This is a genomic window from Pseudoalteromonas sp. MBR-15 (genome assembly GCF_053628915.1).
Map to the genome: position 1 here is coordinate 141,756 of NZ_JBRJHH010000008.1, position 19,999 is coordinate 161,754.

Here is a 19,999-nt window from a genome sequence, read left to right on the forward strand (position 1 = left end):
TGATATGAATAAAACACACGTTATAGAACACCTTCGTTTCGCCTTAGAATCTCAATTACACCGTGCTAAAGAAGCGGCAAAAGCGGCTCATGATGCTGCCACCCATGAAGAAAGTGTGGCCGAAACTCAATACGACACCCTAGGATTAGAGGCGGCCTATTTAGCTCAAGGTCAAGCTGAACGAGTGAATGAATGTTACCGTGATATTCAAGCGTTTAATACGGTATTCAAAGAAACAGAATTTCCGAAAGTTCGCGAAGGGGCATTGGTCTCTCTTATTGATGATCAAGACCAGCAAAAATGGTTCTTTATTGGTCCAAGTTCTGGTGGCTTATCAGTGACCGTTAAAGAGCACACGATTTATGTTGTGACTCGCGAAGCACCTTTAGGTAAAAAATTGCTAGGTAAAAAAGTGGATGACGAAGTTGACCTTGTCATAGGCGACAAAAAGCAGTTTTATACCATTGATAAGTTAATTTAAACACACTGATTTTTAATTAGTAAATTTCATCTTTAAGTGAAAAATATCTCGTTGGTAACTCCTCGCAAAACACTCTATAAATCACATCAAGCTTAGCGCTTATACCCACACGCTTAATCAATCTAAATGATTTTGCATTATTGCGGGTTGGTATCATAAGCACCCATCTAGTTGAGTGAATTTTAGCCTCATGCATTCACTTAATTGGTTGGGTGTTTTTTCATTATTAAAGACTTATTATAGGAAAAGTCGTGTTTAAAACCTTGATTGTGGTTGATAACAACGAGCAGCGTATTGCTCAAAACTTTGAAAATGTGATCACTTTTGATACTTACCTACGTGATTACCCAAAACATAACGAACCCAAAACACGTATTTTAAATCTGTGCGATACAGGACAGTATTTAAGTAAGGGTTACTATTGTTCTTTACTTGCAGAAGCAAGACAGCACCAAGTATTACCCAGCGTAAAAACCATTAATGCATTACGTTCAGATGAGCACAGCTCTCGCCACATGCAATTACAAGGTCGCACCGTATTTTTTGGGCAAACACTTTGCGAAGACGATATTAAAGCAACTAAAGCATTGTTTTCACAATACCCTGCGCCAATACTGGTGTGTGACGAGCAAGGTGTAGTGAAACAAGGTGCTATTGCGGCGCTTGATGACGACGCGTTTGCCGAATTTGTAAAACAGTTAAGCAGCTTCACAGAATCTGTCTGGCGTATTCACGATAAAAAACGCCGTTACCGCTGGGATATGGCGATTTTGGTTGATCACCAAGAAAAAGTACCACCCAGTGATAAAGACGCCATTGCAAAATTTATTAAAGCGGCAGCTAAGCATGGCATTTATGCACAAGCACTGACTTTTGATGAAATTACCAGTATTGCGCAATACGACGCACTATTTATTCGTCAAACAACGGCGATTGACCACCCAACTTATCGATTAGCAAGTAAAGCACAAAGCTTAGGGCTTGTGGTAATTGATGACGCAGAGTCAATTTTACGCTGCTGTAATAAAGTGTACTTACACGATGCCTTTAATTATCAAAAAGTGCCAAGCTTAAAAACACATGTGGTAGCTGATACATCAACAGACACCATTGAAAACTTAGAAACAAACTTTACGTACCCATTAGTACTAAAGATGCCAGAGGGGTCATTCTCTAAAGGGGTGTTTAAAGTTCAGAACCGTGAAGAGCTGATTGCAAAACTCACGGAGCTTTTTGAGTTCAGTGCGCTTGTGCTAGCACAAGAGTATATGTACACAGAGTATGACTGGCGTGTAGGGGTGTTAAATGGTCGCGCGATTTATGCGTGTCGTTATTTAATGGCGCGTAATCATTGGCAAATTTACAACCATGATGCAAAACGCTTTTTTTCAGGTGGATTTGAAACTCTCCCGACTTTTGAGTTACCGAAAGTGGTATTAGATGCGGCATTAAAAGCCTGTAAAACAGTGGGTAAAGGTTTGTATGGCGTTGATGTAAAAGAACATCAAGGGCGCGCGTACGTACTTGAAGTAAACGATAACCCAAGCATTGATCACAAAGTAGAAGATGCCTACCTTGGCGATGAGCTTTATATGATCATTATGGACGAATTTAAGCAACGCCTTGAAGCACGAGGCCGAGGTTAAATGAAGACATCACATTGCCAAATCCGGTTTGCGAAAGTATCGGATTTGGCGGCACTTGTTGCCATTGAAGAGCAAAGCTTTAGTCAAGATAGATTAAGCAGTCGCAGCTTAAAGCGCTGGCTTTCAGCAAACCATGGTTTGTTAATGGTTGCTGAAGTTAACAGTGAATTGGTCGGTTATGGCCTTGTGTGGTGTCATAAGGGCACGCGGTTAGCGCGGTTGTACTCATTGGCCGTCCTTGCGAGCCAACAAGGTAAAGGGGTGGCTTCGCAGCTGCTAATTGCTCTTGAAAACGAGACTGTAAAACGAGGTCGTAGTTTTATGCGACTAGAGGTTGCAGTCAATAATCAGGCCGCAATTCGTTTATACGAAAAGCATGGCTATCATGTGTTTGGTCATTACAGTGATTATTATGATGATCACAGTGATGCGCTACGAATGCAAAAAACGATTCGTCGTAATACTGCCTTTAATGCTGATAAACACACACCGTGGTATCAACAAACCACTGAATTTACCTGTGGTCCCGCGGCATTACTAATGGCTATGTCGTCGCTTAATAATACGCCAATGAGCCAATTAAAAGAACTTGATATTTGGCGTGAGGCAACCACCATTTTTATGACCTCGGGTCACGGTGGCTGCCATCCGCTGGGTTTAGCACTTGCAGCGATGAAACGTGGATTTAAGGCTGATGTTGTTTTAAATACCCGTGAATCATTGTTTATTGATGGTGTAAGAAGTGAAAAGAAAAAAGCAATTTTACACACAGTGCATAACCAATTTGTTGCTGAAGCTATCGTTGCGAAAATGCCTGTACGCTATCAAGAACTAACCCTTAACGATATTGAAACATGGCTGGCGGCGGGTAAAGCGGTGGTTTTACTCATTAGTACATATCGCTTTGATGGTAAAAAATCACCACATTGGGTGTGCGTAACGCATGTGGATGAGCATTGCTTATATGTTCATGACCCATTTTGTGAAGACAAAAAGCAACTCGCCATTGATTGCCAACATGTGCCAATAGCAAAAGCCGATTTTAGTAAAATGGCCAGCTTTGGATCATTGCGGTTAAGCACCGCGATGGCGTTTTCTTTATAATTATTAATTCAAATATTTGGAAGTACAGTGACACTGAATAGTCTATTTGATATTGCCCCTTACTCTTGGTCTGCAATTGGTAGTGCCGCATTTTGTGGTGCGATCATTGGTATGGAGCGCCAATTGCGCGGAAAGCCAGTGGGTATTCGCACCTCGGCGCTTATTGTTCTAGGGACCTATTTATTCTTAGCCACCGCATTTATGTTACATGGTGATGTAATTGACCACTCCCGTGTAGTTGGGCAAATAATTACAGGTATTGGCTTTTTAGGTGCCGGCGTCATGCTGGCAAAAGATGGCGCAGTGGTGGGTGTTACTTCAGCTGCAACCATTTGGGTATTAGCGTCTATCGGTGTCGTAATTGCCACTGATAACCTTATGGCCGCTATCAAGCTTTCGGTATTGGTTGTGGTTATTTTATACGGTGTTGATGTACTGGAAGCGAAGTTTAAAAGTTTAGGCCGGGGTGTTCACGCACAAGTAAAACGCTATTCAAAATTGTATTATCGGAAAGAAAAATAGTTTTAGAAATTAGAAATCAAACATTAGATATTTGATCTGACCCCGATAAAGTAGGATCCTTTTTGGAGTCAGATCAATTTGAATTTAGATTTTGAGTCGGAAAAATGTAATGACAACTTGTTACTCAATAAAATCAGCTAATTTACAAGATTTATTACTTGTAGATAGCCAAATTCCTGAGTTTGATGGCAGAAATACGCTAAGTAAATTACACGCAAGGTTGGCAGGTCGTGAGCATCTTGTTTTAGTCGCGTATATTGATAATGAGCCTGTCGCGTATAAGCTCGGTTATGGGTTAGATAATAATACCTTTTATAGTTGGCTTGGTGCCGTGTTGCCAAAGTGCCGAGGAATGGGAATTGCTCAAGCTTTATTAGCAGCACAAGAAATGTGGGTGAAAGAGCATAATTACGATGCAATTAACGTGAAATCAATGAATCGTTTTCCTGCGATGCTAAGTCTGTTGATAAAAAATGGCTATACCATAGCGGGTTATGAAGACAGGGGTAACCCGCACAAGAGCAAAATTATATTCAGCAAAGAGCTTGCTTCCAATTAAGTTAGTTTGTCTCAATAATTAAAAATGCGTCGCCTACACTACCTATTCCCATTTTCATTAATATTAAATCCTTTCGAGTGATTAAACCGGTCGTTACCTACGTTAAAAATGTCTGAATTACGACTGCGTGGATGCAGGAGGTACAGCAATGCAGGAGCAATTGCCGAGAATAACTAAATAACTAAATTTTTGCCTTGTTATCAAACGAAGTTTTATTCGCTCAAAAATTATTCACTTAATTAAGCAAAATGGTATGAGTTGGCTTTTGAAGCGTTGTTTTATGGTATCGAATAGCGTTAACCAAATAGCTTACGTCTTACCACTGTTCTATATTCACTGGGTGTTTGCGACAGTACTTTCTTAAATACACGGGTTAAATGTCCTTGGTCATTATAGCCAACTTCAAGTGCCACCTCTTGGATTGATAAATTAGAAGAGGCGAGTAATTCTTTCGCGCTTTGTACACGTAACTGCTGCCAATATTCAATCGGAGTTTGGCTGGTGGCTTGGCGAAAACGTCGGGTAAACGTTCGATAGCTTAAACTAAATTGGGCTGCAATTTCCTGTAAGGTGAGCTCAGATGTTAGATTGTTTTTAAGCCAAAACTGGATCTGTGCAATTAATTCGTCTGGGTGTTTATCAACAGCACCTTCTAAATAACGCTGATCTTCGTAAGGTTTTCGAATTTCATGGGAGAAGTTACGCTCTACATGTTGTGCGGCTTCTCGGCCATAATACTGGCTAATTATATGCACAATGACATCGGCTAAGGCATTCAAACTGGCAACCGTATACATACGCTCAGACTGGGTAATAAAGAAGTCAGGCTTTAACTGTACATTAGGGTAATCTCGTTTAAATTGTTCAGCATAATGCCAATGCGTTGTGGCTGGGTGACCGTTTAATAAACCTGCTTCTGCTACTAAGCAATTACCTGTGCCTACGCCCACTATATGGCTCCCTTGCAGCCACGAATCAGCGAGCCAATTAACAAGGCGAGGATGTTTACTCACCACAGGTCGAGGGTTACGCCAAATACCTGGAACAATAATTAAATCGCTATATGGCGCTGTGTCGGGGTCGCTGTCGGGCATAATGGCAAGCCCCGTTCTGTTTGCAATCGGTTTTACTGTGCTGGCAACTAAATTGATATTAAGCGGGGTAAATTCATCGTACCGGTGATGACTTTTCGCAAAAGCTTCACCCGCCCTAAGCATTTCTATAGGTAGAGTAAGACTTGTAATGAGTAGGTGAGGGTACACTAAAATACTAATTTCGATGGCGTTTGCATGTTTACCGTTTGTCACTTTTATTGCTCCGACCAGTTGGTTTTGGCCTATTATGCATGTTATTTGGCTATTAAAGCACAAGGCTACCTAGTTAATCCATTTAAACTTAAGTAATTCTCGTAACACGTTTCTCAAGGTTATTTATGACAGCATTACCCGTTATTGTTGGTATGGGTGGTATTAATGCCGCTGGCCGCACTTCTTTTCATCAAGGTTATCGTCGTATCGTGTTAGACAGCTTAGATGCAACAGCCCGTCAGGAGACATTTTTAGGCTTAGCGACGTTAATGAATTTAGTAACACTGACCGACGGCGTTTTAAAAGATGCTGAAGGCAACGTTATTAACGAAGCTGATATTGAAGCACAATTCGGCGAACAAGTATTAGCAGGTACGCTAATCCGTAAAATTGAAAAAAATCACTTTGACGTTGATGCAACTCCGTGGCAACAAAAAATGACGCTGACAGCGTCTGACGAGCAGCAAATTGTGTTTGAAACTCGTCGTCGTGATTTACCAACGCCAGTACCTGCAAGTTGGCAGGTTGAAGATCTCAGCGATAAAAAAGTAAAAGTAACCATTAGTGCCGACCTTGCTATTAAGCACGACAGCACCCGTGACAACCCGATTAAAGCCGCGGGTCAATTACCTACAGGTTTTGATCCAGCGACCATGTATAATAGTCGTTACCAACCACGAGGCCTACAAGCGACCATTTTTGCGGCAACCGATGCCATTCGCTCTACAGGGCTTGCATGGCAGCATGTTATGAATAGTGTTGAGCCTGATCAAATTGGTACATATTCGGCTTCGGTAGCAGGGCAAGTGGATGACGAAGGGTTTGGTGGCTTAATTCGTGCGAGACAACAGGGTGACCGCGTAAGCACCAAACAATTAGCACTTGGCTTAAATACCATGTCGACTGATTTCATTAATGCGTATGTGACCGGTAATGTTGGAACAACGTTCACCACATCGGGCGCATGTGCCACCTTTTTATACAACCTACGCGCTGCTGTTAACGATATTCAAGCTGGTCGCACCCGCGTTGCGATTGTTGCATCTGTTGAATGCGCCATTACGCCTGAAATTGTCGAAGGCTTTGGTAATATGAGCGCACTTGCTAACGAAGAAGGCCTAAAACGTCTTGATAATACCGATGTGGTAGATCATCGACGTACCAGTCGTCCATTTGGTGAAAACTGTGGTTTTACTATTGGTGAAGGCGCACAGGTGGCAATTTTAATGGATGATGTGCTTGCACTCGAACTCGGTGCTGATATTCAAGGCTCTGTTGCCGATGTATTTGTAAATGCCGACGGTATTAAAAAGTCAATTACAGCACCGGGCCCAGGTAACTATATTACAATGGCTAAATCGGTCGCGCTTGCCAGCAGTATTGTTGGTCAAGAAGCCGTACAAAAGCGCAGCTTTATTTTAGCGCATGGTTCTAGCACACCTCAAAATCGTGTAACAGAGTCTCTTATTTATCATAAAGTAGCTGAAACATTTGCGATTGATAGCTGGAAAGTGGCCGCGCCAAAAGCGTATGTTGGCCACACAATTGCACCGGCAAGTGGTGATCAACTTGCCATGGCGTTAGGCGTGTTTAGTCATAATATTATGCCGGGTATTACCACTATTGATAAAGTGGCCGATGATGTTTATAGCCAGCATTTAGATATTCGCACAGCGCACTATCAATGTGATGCAATGGATATCGCTTTTATAAACTCAAAAGGGTTTGGAGGTAATAATGCAACCGCCACAGTGCTGTCGCCAAACGTGACAATGCAAATGCTTACAAAGCGTCATGGCGATGCAAAAATGGCTCAGTACCAAGACCGCAATACCCATGTTGCACAAGCACAAAATGAATATAAGCAACAAGCCGACTTAGGCCATTATGAGCTTATTTATCGTTTTGGTGATGGTTTAATTGATGAAAACGACATTGTTATTAATGAAGAATCGATGACTATCCCAGGTTTTGACAAAGCGATAGCGTTCAACAAATCGAATCCTTATAAGGATATGTATTAAGATCAAGACATGTTTAAGCACATTCTTGACAGCAAGGCGCTTTTAAAGCGCCTTTTTTCGTTTTCCCCAAAAAATACACCTTATTTTTTAGCTCCTAAATCGTGTAAGAAAATTTAGTTTAAAAGAGCGTATTTAACTCTATAACTCTACTTATAAATACATTTTTAAGGGACATGTAGCCGCGTTGTAGTGATTCAGTATTGGTATAATTTACGCGTTAAAGGTAATAATTCACACTTTTGCCTGTTTGTATCAACGCCGTGCTGACAGTATTCTTAATGCGCTCACTCTATAGGCTTAATCTTGAAACACTCTACCTCTTCACTTGAAAAAACGGCGCTGGCTATTTGCTTGACTGTTGCACTGATCGCTGTTGTTTTACCTAATTTAATGACAGAACAAGTTCAGCCGATGATTTCTACAGCATTGGCACACATAGGTAGCGGCTTCTTTTTGTTAATTAACTTTTTATTATTTGCAGTAATAATACTTGCGTTTAGTCCATTGGGAACTCGTAAAATAGGGGGTGAGAATGCACGCATTGAATATTCAAACTTTGGTTGGTTTGCCATGCTTTTTGCTGCGGGAATGGGTTCTGGATTGGTTTTTTGGGGAGTCGCTGAGCCTGCGCTGCATTCATTGAACCCACCTTTAAAGCAAAGTTTATACCCCGATAGATTAGCAAGTAGTCTTGCATTAACGCTGGTTAATTGGGGCGCACATGCGTGGGCATTATATGCTGTGTTTGCCATCGTGTTAGGTGGTTTAACTCAATACAGCGGTAAATCCGGTGACATGTGTGCGCCTGTAATGAGTGCAATTGGCAATAAGGTAGATAAACAGGGGCAACTTACTCTCTGTTTTGTGGTTAAGTTGATTGCCGTATTTGCTATTTTTTTTGGTGTGGTTGGTACCATTGCTAATTCTACATTACTTATCAGCAAAGGAGTTGAGCTTGAGTTAAACATAACTTCGCCAGCTTTAATTGGCTCTCTAATAGTGGGGGTGCTCTTCATTATCTATACCGTATCGGCAAAGTTTGGTATTAGGCGCGGTGTGCAATCGTTAAGTATATTTAATGTAATTTTGGCGTTTACTCTATTAATTTGGCTTTTGTGTGTCGTGCCTATAGCGCCAATTATACAGATAGCCTTAGATGGTACAGGTTATTACATACAACTGCTTGTAACGGGTACTTGGCAGTTTGATAGCCAGTTAAATAACTCAGATTGGGCGAATCGATGGACTTATAATTACTACTTTTGGTGGTTAGCATGGGGGCCCTTCGTGGGTGTTTTTTTAGCGAAAATTAGCCAAGGACGAGCTGTTTGGCAGTTTGTTTTAGCTGTTGTCTGCATTCCCACGGTTGTAACAATTATTTGGTTTTCTGCATTTTCTGGTGCAGCAATTGAATGGGATAAACTGAATCAATCGGGTATTTTATTGGCTATAAAAGATGATTATAGCCAAGGGCTGTTTGTTTTTTTTCATCAATTAGGTTGGCAAGGTACGGTATTTATTTGGGCTAGTTTGCTGCTGTTACTTGTGTTTGTTGCGACATCAGCAGACTCTGCAATTTTAGTCATTAAGCAGCTAGTGGGGCGTGAAAACTCGCAGGGGATTACTTTATATGCTTGGTGCTTAGCTTTGTTTTTATGTAGTTATGTATTGTTGCTTCAACACGATGAGCTACTAAATAGAAGTGTAGCGATTCTTGGGGCACTGCCTTTTTTGATAATTTTTATTTTACAACTTGTTGGGTTTTTAAAAGAATTTGTCCGTGACTTATGTAAGTAAGCTATTCAACATTTTTTACAGTCGTCATTGATTGTTAGTTATTTGTAAGAGGTGGTTAAAGAAGAGTCGCAGTGAGTGTGCCGCAAAATTTTGTCACGGTGAAAGCGTGTGAGGAAATCTCGTCTTGCTGGCTGACTCTTTAAAGTAAATAGTGAGTGCCGGCTTCTAAGTGATCTAATAGGCTAGCTATCTGCGCTGCAACCGCACTGATTCTTACACTCTGCATCCATGCCCTGTGCCGCGAAGGTAAAGTTACAGCACGCTTGTAATTTAGTTTTTAGTTGTTCGCGACCGCGTTTGATGCGTGATTTAACCGCTGGCAGGCTCAATTTATATTTGTCGGCAATTTGTTGTTGTTTGAGTTGCTGCAACTCGCTGTCGATAAGTATGTTGCTAACATGGGCGGGTAAATCTTGAATTAACGTGTTAATACAGCGGTTGAGTTGCTGCTCACTGTAAGCAGCTGTCCAGTCTACCTCAGGCGCATGCAGTTGCTCTAGTTCGTCGCTACTACTATTGGGACGTTTACTGCGGTAGTAATCAATTATGGCGTGACGGCAGATTTGATAAAGCCAGGGCTGTAGCTTGTCGGCGGCACTAAGGCTATCGATATTGTTAAGCACTTTAATAAAGACATCTTGCAGTATGTCTTCAGCCATCGCTTGGTCGTTCACTTTGCTGGCGATAAATCCCAGCAGTTGCTGGTGGAATTGCTTCCAGATATTTTCAATCATAATTAGGCTTCGTCCATACTAAGGCATCAGCACCTAAGTGCTGTTGCCTTAGTATTTATGACAGCTTAACAGCAGCTGTTTTTTGTATTTGGGTTACAGCTCTTACAATGGCAGGGCTGTAAGGTTTGGCACTCATTGTTAGCACAGTTGCAGTTACAATTACAGCTACTGTCACAGTCATTGTTACAGTTACTTTCATTGTTACAGACACAGGCCTCGTCGCAGTTACTGCTAGTATCGGGGTTACTGGTGTTGTTAGTTGTACTCATTATCTTGCTTCCTTATTTTGTGATTAAACATTCACTTCACTACTAGAGACGCAAGCGAGAGAAAAAGGATGCACGTATTTATCGCAAGAGCGCTCACATTTGAGTTTGCTTGCGCTTAAAATTAGGTAATTTCGTGAGGGAATGAGGTAAAAATAGCTTTATTTACAATGGTTTGTTGTTGAATAAGTCTTAAAAATATAACTGCCATGTTGCAATTAAATCGACTTATAATTTTTGAGGATATACTGTAATAGTTGTGGGTGAGTATTTTCAGCTACTTTGATTCTCAGGTAAGTAAGTTAGTGACAAAAGCAAGGCCCCAACCGTTAGCGCCTATCTGTTTGCTTTGTTGAAAGCGTGTGAGGAAGTTATGTCCTCACACTAAGTACACTACAGGTGACGGTGATGAAACTCTAAATGTTCATCAATAAAGCTACTAATAAAATAGTAACTGTGATCATAGCCAGCATGCATATTTATTTCAGCGGGGTAATCTTTTTCATTGACGACCAAAAACAAGTTTTCTGTTTTTAGTTGTTCAACTAAAAAGTTGTCAGCTTCGCCTTGATCAATACGCAGCGGTAAATAATCTTCTGGGCTTGCTTGTTTCATGAGCTCGCAGCTATCGTAATTGCGCCACGCCGCTTTGTCAGTCCCTAAGTAATGACTAAATGCTTTTTCACCCCATGGACAATTTATAGGGTTGACGATAGGGCTAAATGCGCTTGCGCTGACAAATTGTTTTGGATTTTTAAGCGCAATCATTAGGGCGCCGTGCCCTCCCATTGAGTGACCTGCAATCGCTTTTTTATCAGTAACAGGGAAGTGCGCTTCAATTAACGCTGGCAACTCAGTCACAACATAATCATACATATTGTAATGTACATTATAGGGGGCTTGTGTTGCGTTAATATAAAAGCCTGCACCTTGACCAAAATCGTAGCTTTCGTCGTCAGGTACGGTGTCGCCACGCGGGCTTGTATCAGGTGCGACAATAGCAATACCCAGTTCGGCAGCTTTTTTAAAGGCACCGGCTTTTTGCATAAAGTTTTCATCAGTACAAGTAAGGCCTGACAACCAATACATCACAGGTACTTTATTGGTTTCACTTGCACCCGGTGGTAAAAATATAGCAAAACGCATTGTGCAGTGTGTACTGCTCGCTTGATGCGTGTATTGCTTATGCCAACCACCGCTGACTTTTGTTGAGCTTATATTTTCGAGCATATCAGCATCCTTGAAAATGAAAGCGCCTTTTAAATCAAGGCGCTTATTAATGATTAGTAATGAATAACAGAGCGGATACTCTTACCTTCGTGCATTAAATCAAAGGCTTCATTAATATCTTCAAGTTTCATGGTGTGTGTAATGAAGTCATTAAGTGCAAACTCACCCTTCATATATCGTTCTACGATTTCAGGTAACTCAGAACGGCCTTTTACTCCACCAAATGCGCTACCACGCCATACGCGGCCTGTTACAAGTTGGAATGGGCGTGTTGAAATTTCTTGGCCTGCGCCTGCAACACCAATAATAACTGATTCACCCCAGCCTTTATGACAACACTCAAGTGCAGAGCGCATTACGTTTACGTTACCAATACACTCAAATGAGAAATCGACACCGCCGTCGGTCATTTCAACAATCACTTCTTGAATTGGTTTATCGAAATCATTTGGGTTGATCAAATCTGTGGCGCCAAGCTTAGTAGCCAGTTCAAATTTGCTAGTATTAATATCAATACCGATAATACGACTAGCGCCTGCCATTTTTGCACCGATAATGGCAGATAAACCAATGCCGCCAAGACCAAATATAGCAACCGTGTCACCTTGTTGTACTTTAGCGGTTTTAGTAACCGCACCCATACCTGTTGTTACGCCACAGCCAAGTAGGCAAATTTCTTCAAGCGGGGCTTCTTTACTTACTTTTGCGAGTGAAATTTCAGGAAGTACAGTGTATTCAGAAAACGTTGAGCAACCCATATAATGATAAATTGGTTGACCGTCTTTATAAAAACGAGTGGTGCCATCTGGCATTAAACCTTTACCTTGTGTTTCACGAACAGCTGAACACAGATTTGTTTTACCCGATTTACACATCTTACACTCGCCACATTCAGCGGTGTAAAGAGGAATGACGTGGTCGCCGACTTCAACGTGAGTTACACCTTCACCTACAGCCTCTACAATACCGCCGCCTTCATGGCCGAGAATAGCAGGGAAAATACCTTCAGGATCTTCACCAGATAAAGTGAATGCGTCTGTGTGACAAACACCGGTTGCTACAATTTTTACAAGCACTTCGCCTTTTTTAGGCATCATCACATCGACTTCTTCAATCGATAGAGGTTGGTTTGGTCCCCAAGCAATTGCTGCTTTTGATTTAATAAAATCAGTCATAACGTTCCCTTATTTGTAGGTAGTAGATAATTAACATAGACTATTTTATTTATTTCTCAATGGATGATAATCTTCGATTTATTAAAACACTTTTACAGTATGGTAATAATGAATCGTTGGCATGGAATTGATGAGTTTTTAGCCGTCGCTGAAACAGGCAGCTTTACTAAAGCAAGTCGATTATTAGGGATGTCAGTGGCGCATGTCAGTCGCTATGTGAGCCAATTAGAAGAGCGTTTAAATACGCAATTGCTTACTCGGACAACACGCAAGGTGGTACTTACCCAAGAAGGTGAAGTGTTTGCTCATCAAACTAAACAATTGCAAAATGCGATGGACGACGCCACGGCACTTTTGGCTGAGCAGCAACTGACACCAAAAGGGACAATTAAATTAACTGCACCAGTGATGTATGGCGAAAGCTACATTATGCCTGCTGTCCATACATTTATGCAGAAACATCCTGATATTGAAGTTATTAGTCACTTGAGCAATGAACAAGTCAATTTATTAGATGAGGGGTTTGATCTGGCGATTCGGTTAGGGCATTTAAAGGATTCATCATTAAAGGCCAGACGAATAAGTCAGCGACGTTTAGTGATTTGTTGTAGTCCAGACTATATCAATAACTATGGTCAGCCTCATAGTGTGAGTGAACTTCATCAGCACCACTGTTTAATTGGAAATAACAGTTACTGGCGTGTGAAAGATCAACTTCAAGATAAACATATTAAAGTGGCGGGTCGATTACAGTGTAATAGTGGCTGGGCTTTGGTTGATGCTGCTATTAAAGGTTTAGGCATTGTGCAGCTACCAGATTATTACGTGGATAAATATTTGCAGTCAGGTCAATTAGTCGCGGTGCTTTCCAATGTTGCCCCCGCACCTGAAGGCGTTTGGGGGGTATATCCGCCAAGGCAATTTATTGCAACGAATGTAAAAGCATTATTAGACCACTTAATAGAGACTGTTCAAGTATCAGATTTATAATTATTTTTTACAAATTCGATAATCCCATCATGGCTAAATATATGCTAACATGAGCGCATATTTAGCCCTTATAAAACCTATAATTACTTATGTTTCAACCTGTTAGCCTTTTTATAGGGCTGAGATATAGCCGCTCCTCAAAGGGCAACGCCTTTATCTCTTTTATTTCGTTTTTTTCTATTGCGGGCATTGCTATCGGTTTAATGGCTCTTTTTACCGTAAGCTCTGTGATGAATGGTTTTGAAAATAACCTCAAGACTAATATGTTAGGCTTGATCCCGCATATTGAAGTGGACGCTAAGTCACAGTCTAAAGAAGCCATGTCGCGTATTAAGTCACAGCTGTCGGAGTCTCCTGCTGTAAAACAAGTCAATTTGTATCGTCATGGAGAGGCTATTTTACAAACTAATCAAGACCTTCATGGTGTGCTCTTACAAGGCTTATATGATGATGGGAGCTCGTTATATAACATTAAAGAAAAAATAGTGGCAGGTAATTGGTCACTAGTCATGGATGAAAATTATCATATAGCAATAAGTCGTTATTTAAGTCGTAAACTGGGTATTTCGTTGGGTGACAAAGTACGGGTGATCATGCCAAATGCAAGCACCTATACTCCGCTTGGTCGAGTACCTAGCCAGCGTTTATTTACGGTTGCAGCGCTGTACGAAACACAATCTGAAATCGATATGTCACTTGCATTTACTAGCGGCTATTCATTGCAGCGTGTTTTAAAGCTCTCACAATCAGTTGCCCCTAATTTGAGTGTTTCTTTGCATGAACCATTTGCCGTTGAGCAGGTGCTTAAAAGTCATGCGTCTATATTTAAAGACGTTGAACACACAGACTGGCGCGATAGCCAAGGCACCTTATTCGCTGCGGTGGCCATGGAAAAGCGCATCATGTCTATGTTACTAGGATTAATAGTATTAGTTGCGGTGTTTAATATCGTCTCGGCTTTGACCATGATGGTGAGTGAAAAGCAAAGTGAGGTCGCTATTTTACAAACCTTAGGGCTAACACCAGCACAAGTACAAAATGTATTTATGATCCAAGGTCTGTATAACGGTTTAATTGGCACCAGCATTGGTGCATTACTGGGTGTGTTGTTTAGTCAGTACATTAATGAATTATTGAATATGTTTGGCATCAATTTACTCGCAGGCATGCGTTTACCTGTTAAATTTGATGTAGTCAGTTTAAGCCTAATTGCCGCCGGTAGTATTGCAATGAGCTTTTTAGCAACGTTGTATCCTGCCCGTAAAGCTGCAAAAGTGAACCCAGCAGAGGTATTACGTTATGAGTGAGTTAGTAATCAAGTGTCAGCAGCTTAATAAAGTGTATCAAGATGGCGAAAACCAAGTTGCAGTATTAAAAGGGGTTAACTTGAGCTTAGAGCAAGGTGAAATGCTCGCTGTTGTTGGCAGCTCGGGTTCAGGAAAAAGCACGTTACTACATATTTTAGGTACGCTTGATGGTGCCACAGACGGTAAAGTTGAAATTAAAGGTAAACAAGTCGGTAAACTAAATCGTAAGCAACAAGCTAATTTCCGTAATGAGAATTTAGGGTTTATTTATCAATTTCATCATTTATTAATGGAGTTTACGGCAGTTGAAAACGTTGCAATGCCGTTACTCATAAAGGGATTAAGTGCCAAGGACGCGACTGAAAAAGCACGGGTTATGCTTGATAAAGTAGGGTTGTCGCATCGTAGTGAACATAAACCCTCGGCTTTGTCTGGTGGTGAGCGTCAGCGTGTCGCAATTGCGCGTGCATTGGTGACAGAGCCCGCTTTAGTGCTTGCCGATGAGCCTACCGGCAACTTAGATAAGCAAAATGCGATTAAAATATACGACCTCATTAAAGAGTTAAACAGCAGCTTAAAAACCAGCTTTGTGGTGGTAACACACGATTTAGAACTTGCTGATAAGCTTGGGAAGATTGCTTATCTTGACGATGGAAAATTAGCGATTAAAGAGTCTCAGCATGTTGCTTAGTGCGTTTATTTCGAAGCGTTTTAGAGCGCACTCAGGACACAAAGATGGGCAAAACGGTTTTGTTAGCTTTATAGCTAAAGCATCGACAATTGGTATTTTATTGGGCGTGGCCGTTTTAATCGTTGCCCTTTCGGTTATTAATGGTTTTGAGCAACAGCTTGTTCATCGTTTACTGTCTGTCGTGCCTCAGGTTGAATATGTTGCGCCGAATAAACCGATTAATAATTGGCAGTCAAAAGTAAGCCTACTTAACTCGCAATCTGGTGTAGTGGGAGCGGCGCCTTTTATTAGCGTGAATGGCATGGCGCAATTTAAAAGTGATTTAAAAGCTGTTGAGGTACGTGGAGTTGCTAGCGAATTTGAAAACCAAGTATCAGCGATTAATCAATTTACTCAAGGCCGACTGGTTAGCCAGCTGCAACAAGAAGATATTCTTTTAGGTCAGCAAGTTGTTAATAAATTAGGGTTGAAAATAGGGGATCCTGTTACTTTGTTAATCCCGCAAATTAACCAGCAAAGTAACACCTTGCTTGCGCCAAAACGGGTTAGTTTAAACTTGGCTGGCATAATTAACATGGGTGGACCTATTGATGAAACGGCTGCTTTTATTCGTTTAGATAAAGCACAATCAGTATTGGGTTTTAGTGAAGATCAGGTTACAGGTTTACGTTTAAAAGTGGATGATGTTTTTAATGCTCATCAAATCGCGATGCGTGTTGGCCAAGTTATCCCTGATTATGTGTATGTCTCGAGTTGGTTTAGAACGCAGGGCAGCTTGTATCAAGACATTCAAATGGTGCGCACCATTGTTTATATTGTGGTGTTTTTAATCATTGCTGTTGCAAGCTTTAATATCGTGTCATCTTTGGTGATGGAGGTACGCGAAAAACAAGCAAATATTGCCATTCTAAAAACCATGGGCGCACAAGACAGTACTATTTTAGCAACGTTTGTGATGCAGGGATTTACACAGGCGTTAATAGGGGTTGTACTTGGCACTATTATCGGTGTGATGGTGGCGTTAAATATCAGCGAATTATTTACTTGGCTGAGTAACCTTTTAGGCGACAACCCTTTACAAGGTGTTTATTTTATTGAGTTTTTACCCAGTAAATTAGTCTGGCAAGATATTGTGGTCACCGTTATTGTGACCTTTGTGTTAGCGATACTGGCCACTTTATATCCTGCATGGCAAGCCACCCGTGTAGACCCAGCAAAAGTGCTAGGCAATTAAATGTAGGAGACGAGTGCATGGATAAGCAATCAGTTATTGATTTTTGGTTTAATGATTTAGGGCCTTCGGCTTGGTATCAGCAGTCCGATGAATTAGATAGGTTAATTACTGATAAATACGCACCGTTACTTTTGCAGGTAATAGCAGGAGAGTGCGCTAATTGGCGAGTCGATGCGATAGGCTCTTTAGCAGAAATCATAGTTTTAGATCAGTTCTCTCGTAATATTTATCGCAATACACCGCGTGCTTTTAGCCAAGATGCCCAAGCGCTAACTCTTGCTCAGCGTGCAATCGAATTAGGCTTTAACAAGGCACTATCGACTGAGCAAGCAGCCTTTATTTATATGCCTTTTATGCACAGTGAATCAAAAGCGATTCATCAGCAGGCCTTACAATTATTCAGGGGCCTGCCTAATTATGAATTTGAACTAAAACACAAGTTGATCATTGATAGATTTGGTCGTTATCCCCACCGCAATGCCATTTTAGGGCGAGAATCAACGCAAGAAGAGCTGCAATTTTTAACGGAACCGGGCTCTTCCTTTTAACTTGGGTGAATAATATCCAAATGCACTTCGTTTACCCCTAAACACTTGCACAGCTCAATATTAAGCCTTAAAGTGTCTGAAATGTTGTAAAAGAGTAACCATCATGGAACAAAAACAAGCGAGACCATTAACACCTGAAGAACAAGCAGAAGCACAAAAGCAAAGTGTTATTTGGCAAAGAGAATGTTTCCAAAATGCACAAAAGCACTTAGCTGAAAAAGGTGTTATACCGCAAACTGTTGTTGAAAAAGAAAGCCGTTTTATTGCACCGCTAGTCGCAATTTGGAAGTTCAAAGCGCAAAATGGTAAAAGTTATTGGGTGATTACGGGTCGATTGCCTACCGATCATGCTGAAGCGGGCGCGGCTGCAAACCCACGCGAAGTCTTACGTTATTTCTCAATGCAGTGGCAATTAAAAGCAGACCAATTGATGCAATCTGGTGCAACAGATAAAACGAAAGTTGATTTTGCTAACCTACTGATTAATCGCGCTCATGGTTTGTATGAGTTATTCGAAAAAGATGAAATGTGGCAGAATGAGCCCGCGTAATCGAATTTTAATTATAAAAAAAAGCTGAATAATTTTATTCAGCTTTTTTATGAAAATGACAAAAGTCACTAATGAACCATCGTGAATGGTCGCGTATCAAACTGTTTTATAGGGCAAAGCATTCGCTGTCTAGGAATACCCGCTTCCATAAATACTAAGCCATCAGCAGCAAAACCATTTCGTTTAAATCGTTCAACTTCATTTAAAATACAATTAATACTGACGCAATCACAGCCTTGCTTTTCAGCCATATTAACTAAGTAGGTTAGCAGTGATTTATAAACCGAACGGTTGCGATGCTCTGGTAAGACGGCAATGCGCCCAATCAAACCATCATTACACAAACGCCCAGTGGCAACTGGGCATTTTCCATCGTCTGTAACGAGCACGTGATGGGCTGTTTTATCTAAATGATCAAATTCAACGTGTTTTGGTATATGAAGCTCATATACAAATACACGTTCTCTGATCCGTTGTAAGAGTTCCTTGTCGATACTCCATTCAACTTCGTCAATATGATACCCCATAAGCACACGCTCCTAACAAAACCAAATACCCTCATTTAAAAGTGTAGTAAATGTTTTTAAAAAGTCGTGGTTATTTTTTGAACTATTTATATCATCTGCTGTCAGCCAGCTTTGGTCTGTAAGCCTTTTGATATCAGCAAGTGCACTCATTTCATGCAGGTAGTTTATACCGTTAACACTTAAAAGAACTTTATCATCAATAATTTGATAAATAGCGCGTGTACCACCTAAACGTTCAAAAACCAGCGTTTCATCAGTGAGCAGCTCACGTACTTGATCAACCGTGTAGGGCTCTTCTAAAGGCGCTAAGTCCATGTCGTGTTTTGGTTGACTTAAACTATTACCAAGCCAGGTTTTAAACACTGTATTATCATCGATGGCTGCGATCATGAGCTGTTTAATTTGCTCGGCTTCTAGGTTGTTTAGCTCACCTTTAGAATCGCGCAGTGTCAGCTTGCTATCGCCATAGCGTGTATTGCCAAGTTCAGTATCAATTAAGTGATCGGCAAATTGTGAGAGTAAGTCTCGTTGATTAGGTGCTCTAAAACCCACTGAGTAGTTAAGAGCATTTTCAACTGCATAGCCTTCATGTGGGCAACCAGGAGGAATATACAAAATATCGCCAGGCTCTAATACACAATCAATTACAGCAGGGAATTGTTCTACTTGAAGCAGACTTTTATTTTGGGCGAATTGTTTTAAGTTTGCATCAGGTAAACCAACACGCCAATGACGTTTGCCAAGACCTTGAATGATAAATACATCATATTGGTCTAGATGCGGACCCACGCCACCTCCTGGTGTTGAGTAACTTATCATCAGATCATCAATTCGCCAGTTTGGAATAAAACGAAATGGTTCAAGTAATTGAGCTGCATCTGCATGCCAATGATCAACGGCTTGTACTAGCAATGTGGCATTCTTTTCTGTTAGTAAGCTAAAGTCTTCGAATGGGCCGTGGTATGCCTGCCAGTCATCAGCATGATTGGTGATGATACGTGACTCAATGCTGTCTTCCATTGCAAGTCCAGCTAACTCCTCTGGCTCAATAGGATCTTGAAAATCACTAAAACCTTGTTTAATAAGTAGCGGTTTTTTCTGCCAATACTCGCTTAGGAATTGCTGCGGAGTAAGCGAATTAATAGTTAGTTGATACATATAGGCACCTAATACCAAGCTGTTGAGTTATACCAATGTGCAAAAATACTTAATCATTTTGAGTGATTAAACCAGTCGCTACCTGCGTTAAAAATTTCTGATTTAGAACAACTAAATAACTAAATTTTTGCCTGTTATCAACGCGGTTT

The 19,999-nt window shown here is 41.0% G+C and carries 19 protein-coding genes; 13 read left to right on the plus strand and 6 right to left on the minus strand.

Annotation, left to right across the window (positions count from 1 at the left end; genetic code table 11):
• Window positions 1-4: 4 nt before the first annotated feature.
• The 5 genes from ACSSVW_RS12485 to ACSSVW_RS12505 all read left to right on the plus strand — a co-directional run bounded on the left by ACSSVW_RS12485 (window position 5) and on the right by ACSSVW_RS12505 (window position 4,312).
• Window positions 5-481 (plus strand): transcription elongation factor GreAB, encoded by a 477-nt coding sequence (locus tag ACSSVW_RS12485; RefSeq protein WP_454179431.1) that lies wholly within the window; start codon window positions 5-7, stop codon window positions 479-481.
• Window positions 482-732: 251 nt separating this feature from the next.
• Window positions 733-2,127 (plus strand): RimK family protein, encoded by a 1,395-nt coding sequence (locus tag ACSSVW_RS12490; RefSeq protein ID WP_454179432.1) that lies wholly within the window; start codon window positions 733-735, stop codon window positions 2,125-2,127.
• Window positions 2,128-3,231 (plus strand): GNAT family N-acetyltransferase/peptidase C39 family protein, encoded by a 1,104-nt coding sequence (locus ACSSVW_RS12495; protein WP_075593633.1) that lies wholly within the window; start codon window positions 2,128-2,130, stop codon window positions 3,229-3,231.
• Between the two features lie 27 nt (window positions 3,232-3,258).
• On the plus strand, window positions 3,259-3,753 hold the full coding sequence (locus tag ACSSVW_RS12500; RefSeq protein WP_036968779.1) for an MgtC/SapB family protein: 495 nt from the start codon (window positions 3,259-3,261) through the stop codon (window positions 3,751-3,753).
• 109 nt (window positions 3,754-3,862) lie between these two features.
• Window positions 3,863-4,312 (plus strand): GNAT family N-acetyltransferase, encoded by a 450-nt coding sequence (locus ACSSVW_RS12505; protein WP_454179433.1) that lies wholly within the window; start codon window positions 3,863-3,865, stop codon window positions 4,310-4,312.
• Window positions 4,313-4,608: 296 nt separating this feature from the next.
• Here ACSSVW_RS12505 and ACSSVW_RS12510 read toward each other — a convergent pair whose 3' ends face one another.
• Window positions 4,609-5,619, minus strand: coding sequence for a GlxA family transcriptional regulator (locus tag ACSSVW_RS12510; protein ID WP_454179434.1), 1,011 nt, complete (start codon window positions 5,617-5,619; stop codon window positions 4,609-4,611).
• 125 nt (window positions 5,620-5,744) lie between these two features.
• On the opposite strand from ACSSVW_RS12510, the gene ACSSVW_RS12515 reads away from it, so the two are divergent.
• Window positions 5,745-7,643 (plus strand): beta-ketoacyl synthase, encoded by a 1,899-nt coding sequence (locus tag ACSSVW_RS12515; RefSeq protein ID WP_454179435.1) that lies wholly within the window; start codon window positions 5,745-5,747, stop codon window positions 7,641-7,643.
• Between the two features lie 303 nt (window positions 7,644-7,946).
• Window positions 7,947-9,440 carry a BCCT family transporter gene (locus tag ACSSVW_RS12520; RefSeq protein ID WP_231387323.1) on the plus strand — a complete coding sequence of 498 codons (1,494 nt, stop codon included), beginning with the start codon at window positions 7,947-7,949 and terminating at the stop codon, window positions 9,438-9,440.
• A 182-nt stretch (window positions 9,441-9,622) separates the two neighbouring features.
• On the opposite strand, the gene ACSSVW_RS12525 is transcribed toward ACSSVW_RS12520, so the two are convergent.
• The 3 genes from ACSSVW_RS12525 to ACSSVW_RS12535 form a co-directional block, all read right to left on the minus strand.
• Window positions 9,623-10,174: a sigma-70 family RNA polymerase sigma factor gene (locus ACSSVW_RS12525; protein ID WP_454179436.1), complete on the minus strand. Its 552-nt coding sequence runs from the start codon at window positions 10,172-10,174 to the stop codon at window positions 9,623-9,625.
• A gap of 659 nt (window positions 10,175-10,833) precedes the next feature.
• Window positions 10,834-11,670 (minus strand): S-formylglutathione hydrolase, encoded by an 837-nt coding sequence (gene fghA, locus ACSSVW_RS12530; RefSeq protein ID WP_454179437.1) that lies wholly within the window; start codon window positions 11,668-11,670, stop codon window positions 10,834-10,836.
• Window positions 11,671-11,723: 53 nt separating this feature from the next.
• Window positions 11,724-12,845 (minus strand): S-(hydroxymethyl)glutathione dehydrogenase/class III alcohol dehydrogenase, encoded by a 1,122-nt coding sequence (locus ACSSVW_RS12535; RefSeq protein WP_036968764.1) that lies wholly within the window; start codon window positions 12,843-12,845, stop codon window positions 11,724-11,726.
• A gap of 108 nt (window positions 12,846-12,953) precedes the next feature.
• Here ACSSVW_RS12535 and ACSSVW_RS12540 point away from each other — a divergent pair, with 108 nt between their 5' ends.
• From ACSSVW_RS12540 to ACSSVW_RS12565, 6 genes are all read left to right on the plus strand, one after another.
• The gene (locus ACSSVW_RS12540) at window positions 12,954-13,835 is read left to right on the plus strand and encodes a LysR family transcriptional regulator (RefSeq protein ID WP_036968761.1); all 882 of its coding nucleotides are present in this window, start codon (window positions 12,954-12,956) and stop codon (window positions 13,833-13,835) included.
• An 89-nt stretch (window positions 13,836-13,924) separates the two neighbouring features.
• The gene (locus ACSSVW_RS12545) at window positions 13,925-15,142 is read left to right on the plus strand and encodes a lipoprotein-releasing ABC transporter permease subunit (protein WP_036968758.1); all 1,218 of its coding nucleotides are present in this window, start codon (window positions 13,925-13,927) and stop codon (window positions 15,140-15,142) included.
• A complete protein-coding gene (gene lolD, locus ACSSVW_RS12550; RefSeq protein WP_036968755.1) occupies window positions 15,135-15,833 on the plus strand; it encodes a lipoprotein-releasing ABC transporter ATP-binding protein LolD in 699 nt (232 codons plus the stop codon). The genes ACSSVW_RS12545 and lolD overlap by 8 nt, the downstream gene beginning before the upstream one ends.
• On the plus strand, window positions 15,823-17,067 hold the full coding sequence (locus tag ACSSVW_RS12555; RefSeq protein WP_454179438.1) for a lipoprotein-releasing ABC transporter permease subunit: 1,245 nt from the start codon (window positions 15,823-15,825) through the stop codon (window positions 17,065-17,067). The genes lolD and ACSSVW_RS12555 overlap by 11 nt, the downstream gene beginning before the upstream one ends.
• Window positions 17,068-17,084: 17 nt before the next feature.
• Complete coding sequence (locus ACSSVW_RS12560) at window positions 17,085-17,615, plus strand: DUF924 family protein (RefSeq protein WP_454179439.1); 531 nt, start codon at window positions 17,085-17,087, stop codon at window positions 17,613-17,615.
• A 103-nt stretch (window positions 17,616-17,718) separates the two neighbouring features.
• On the plus strand, window positions 17,719-18,165 hold the full coding sequence (locus ACSSVW_RS12565) for a DUF4826 family protein (RefSeq protein ID WP_036968747.1): 447 nt from the start codon (window positions 17,719-17,721) through the stop codon (window positions 18,163-18,165).
• 68 nt (window positions 18,166-18,233) lie between these two features.
• Here the strand turns inward: ACSSVW_RS12565 and ACSSVW_RS12570 are convergent, their stop codons facing one another.
• Complete coding sequence (locus tag ACSSVW_RS12570) at window positions 18,234-18,692, minus strand: GNAT family N-acetyltransferase (protein WP_036968745.1); 459 nt, start codon at window positions 18,690-18,692, stop codon at window positions 18,234-18,236.
• 12 nt (window positions 18,693-18,704) lie between these two features.
• Window positions 18,705-19,850 (minus strand): cupin domain-containing protein, encoded by a 1,146-nt coding sequence (locus ACSSVW_RS12575; protein WP_074988266.1) that lies wholly within the window; start codon window positions 19,848-19,850, stop codon window positions 18,705-18,707.
• Window positions 19,851-19,999: the final 149 nt, after the last annotated feature.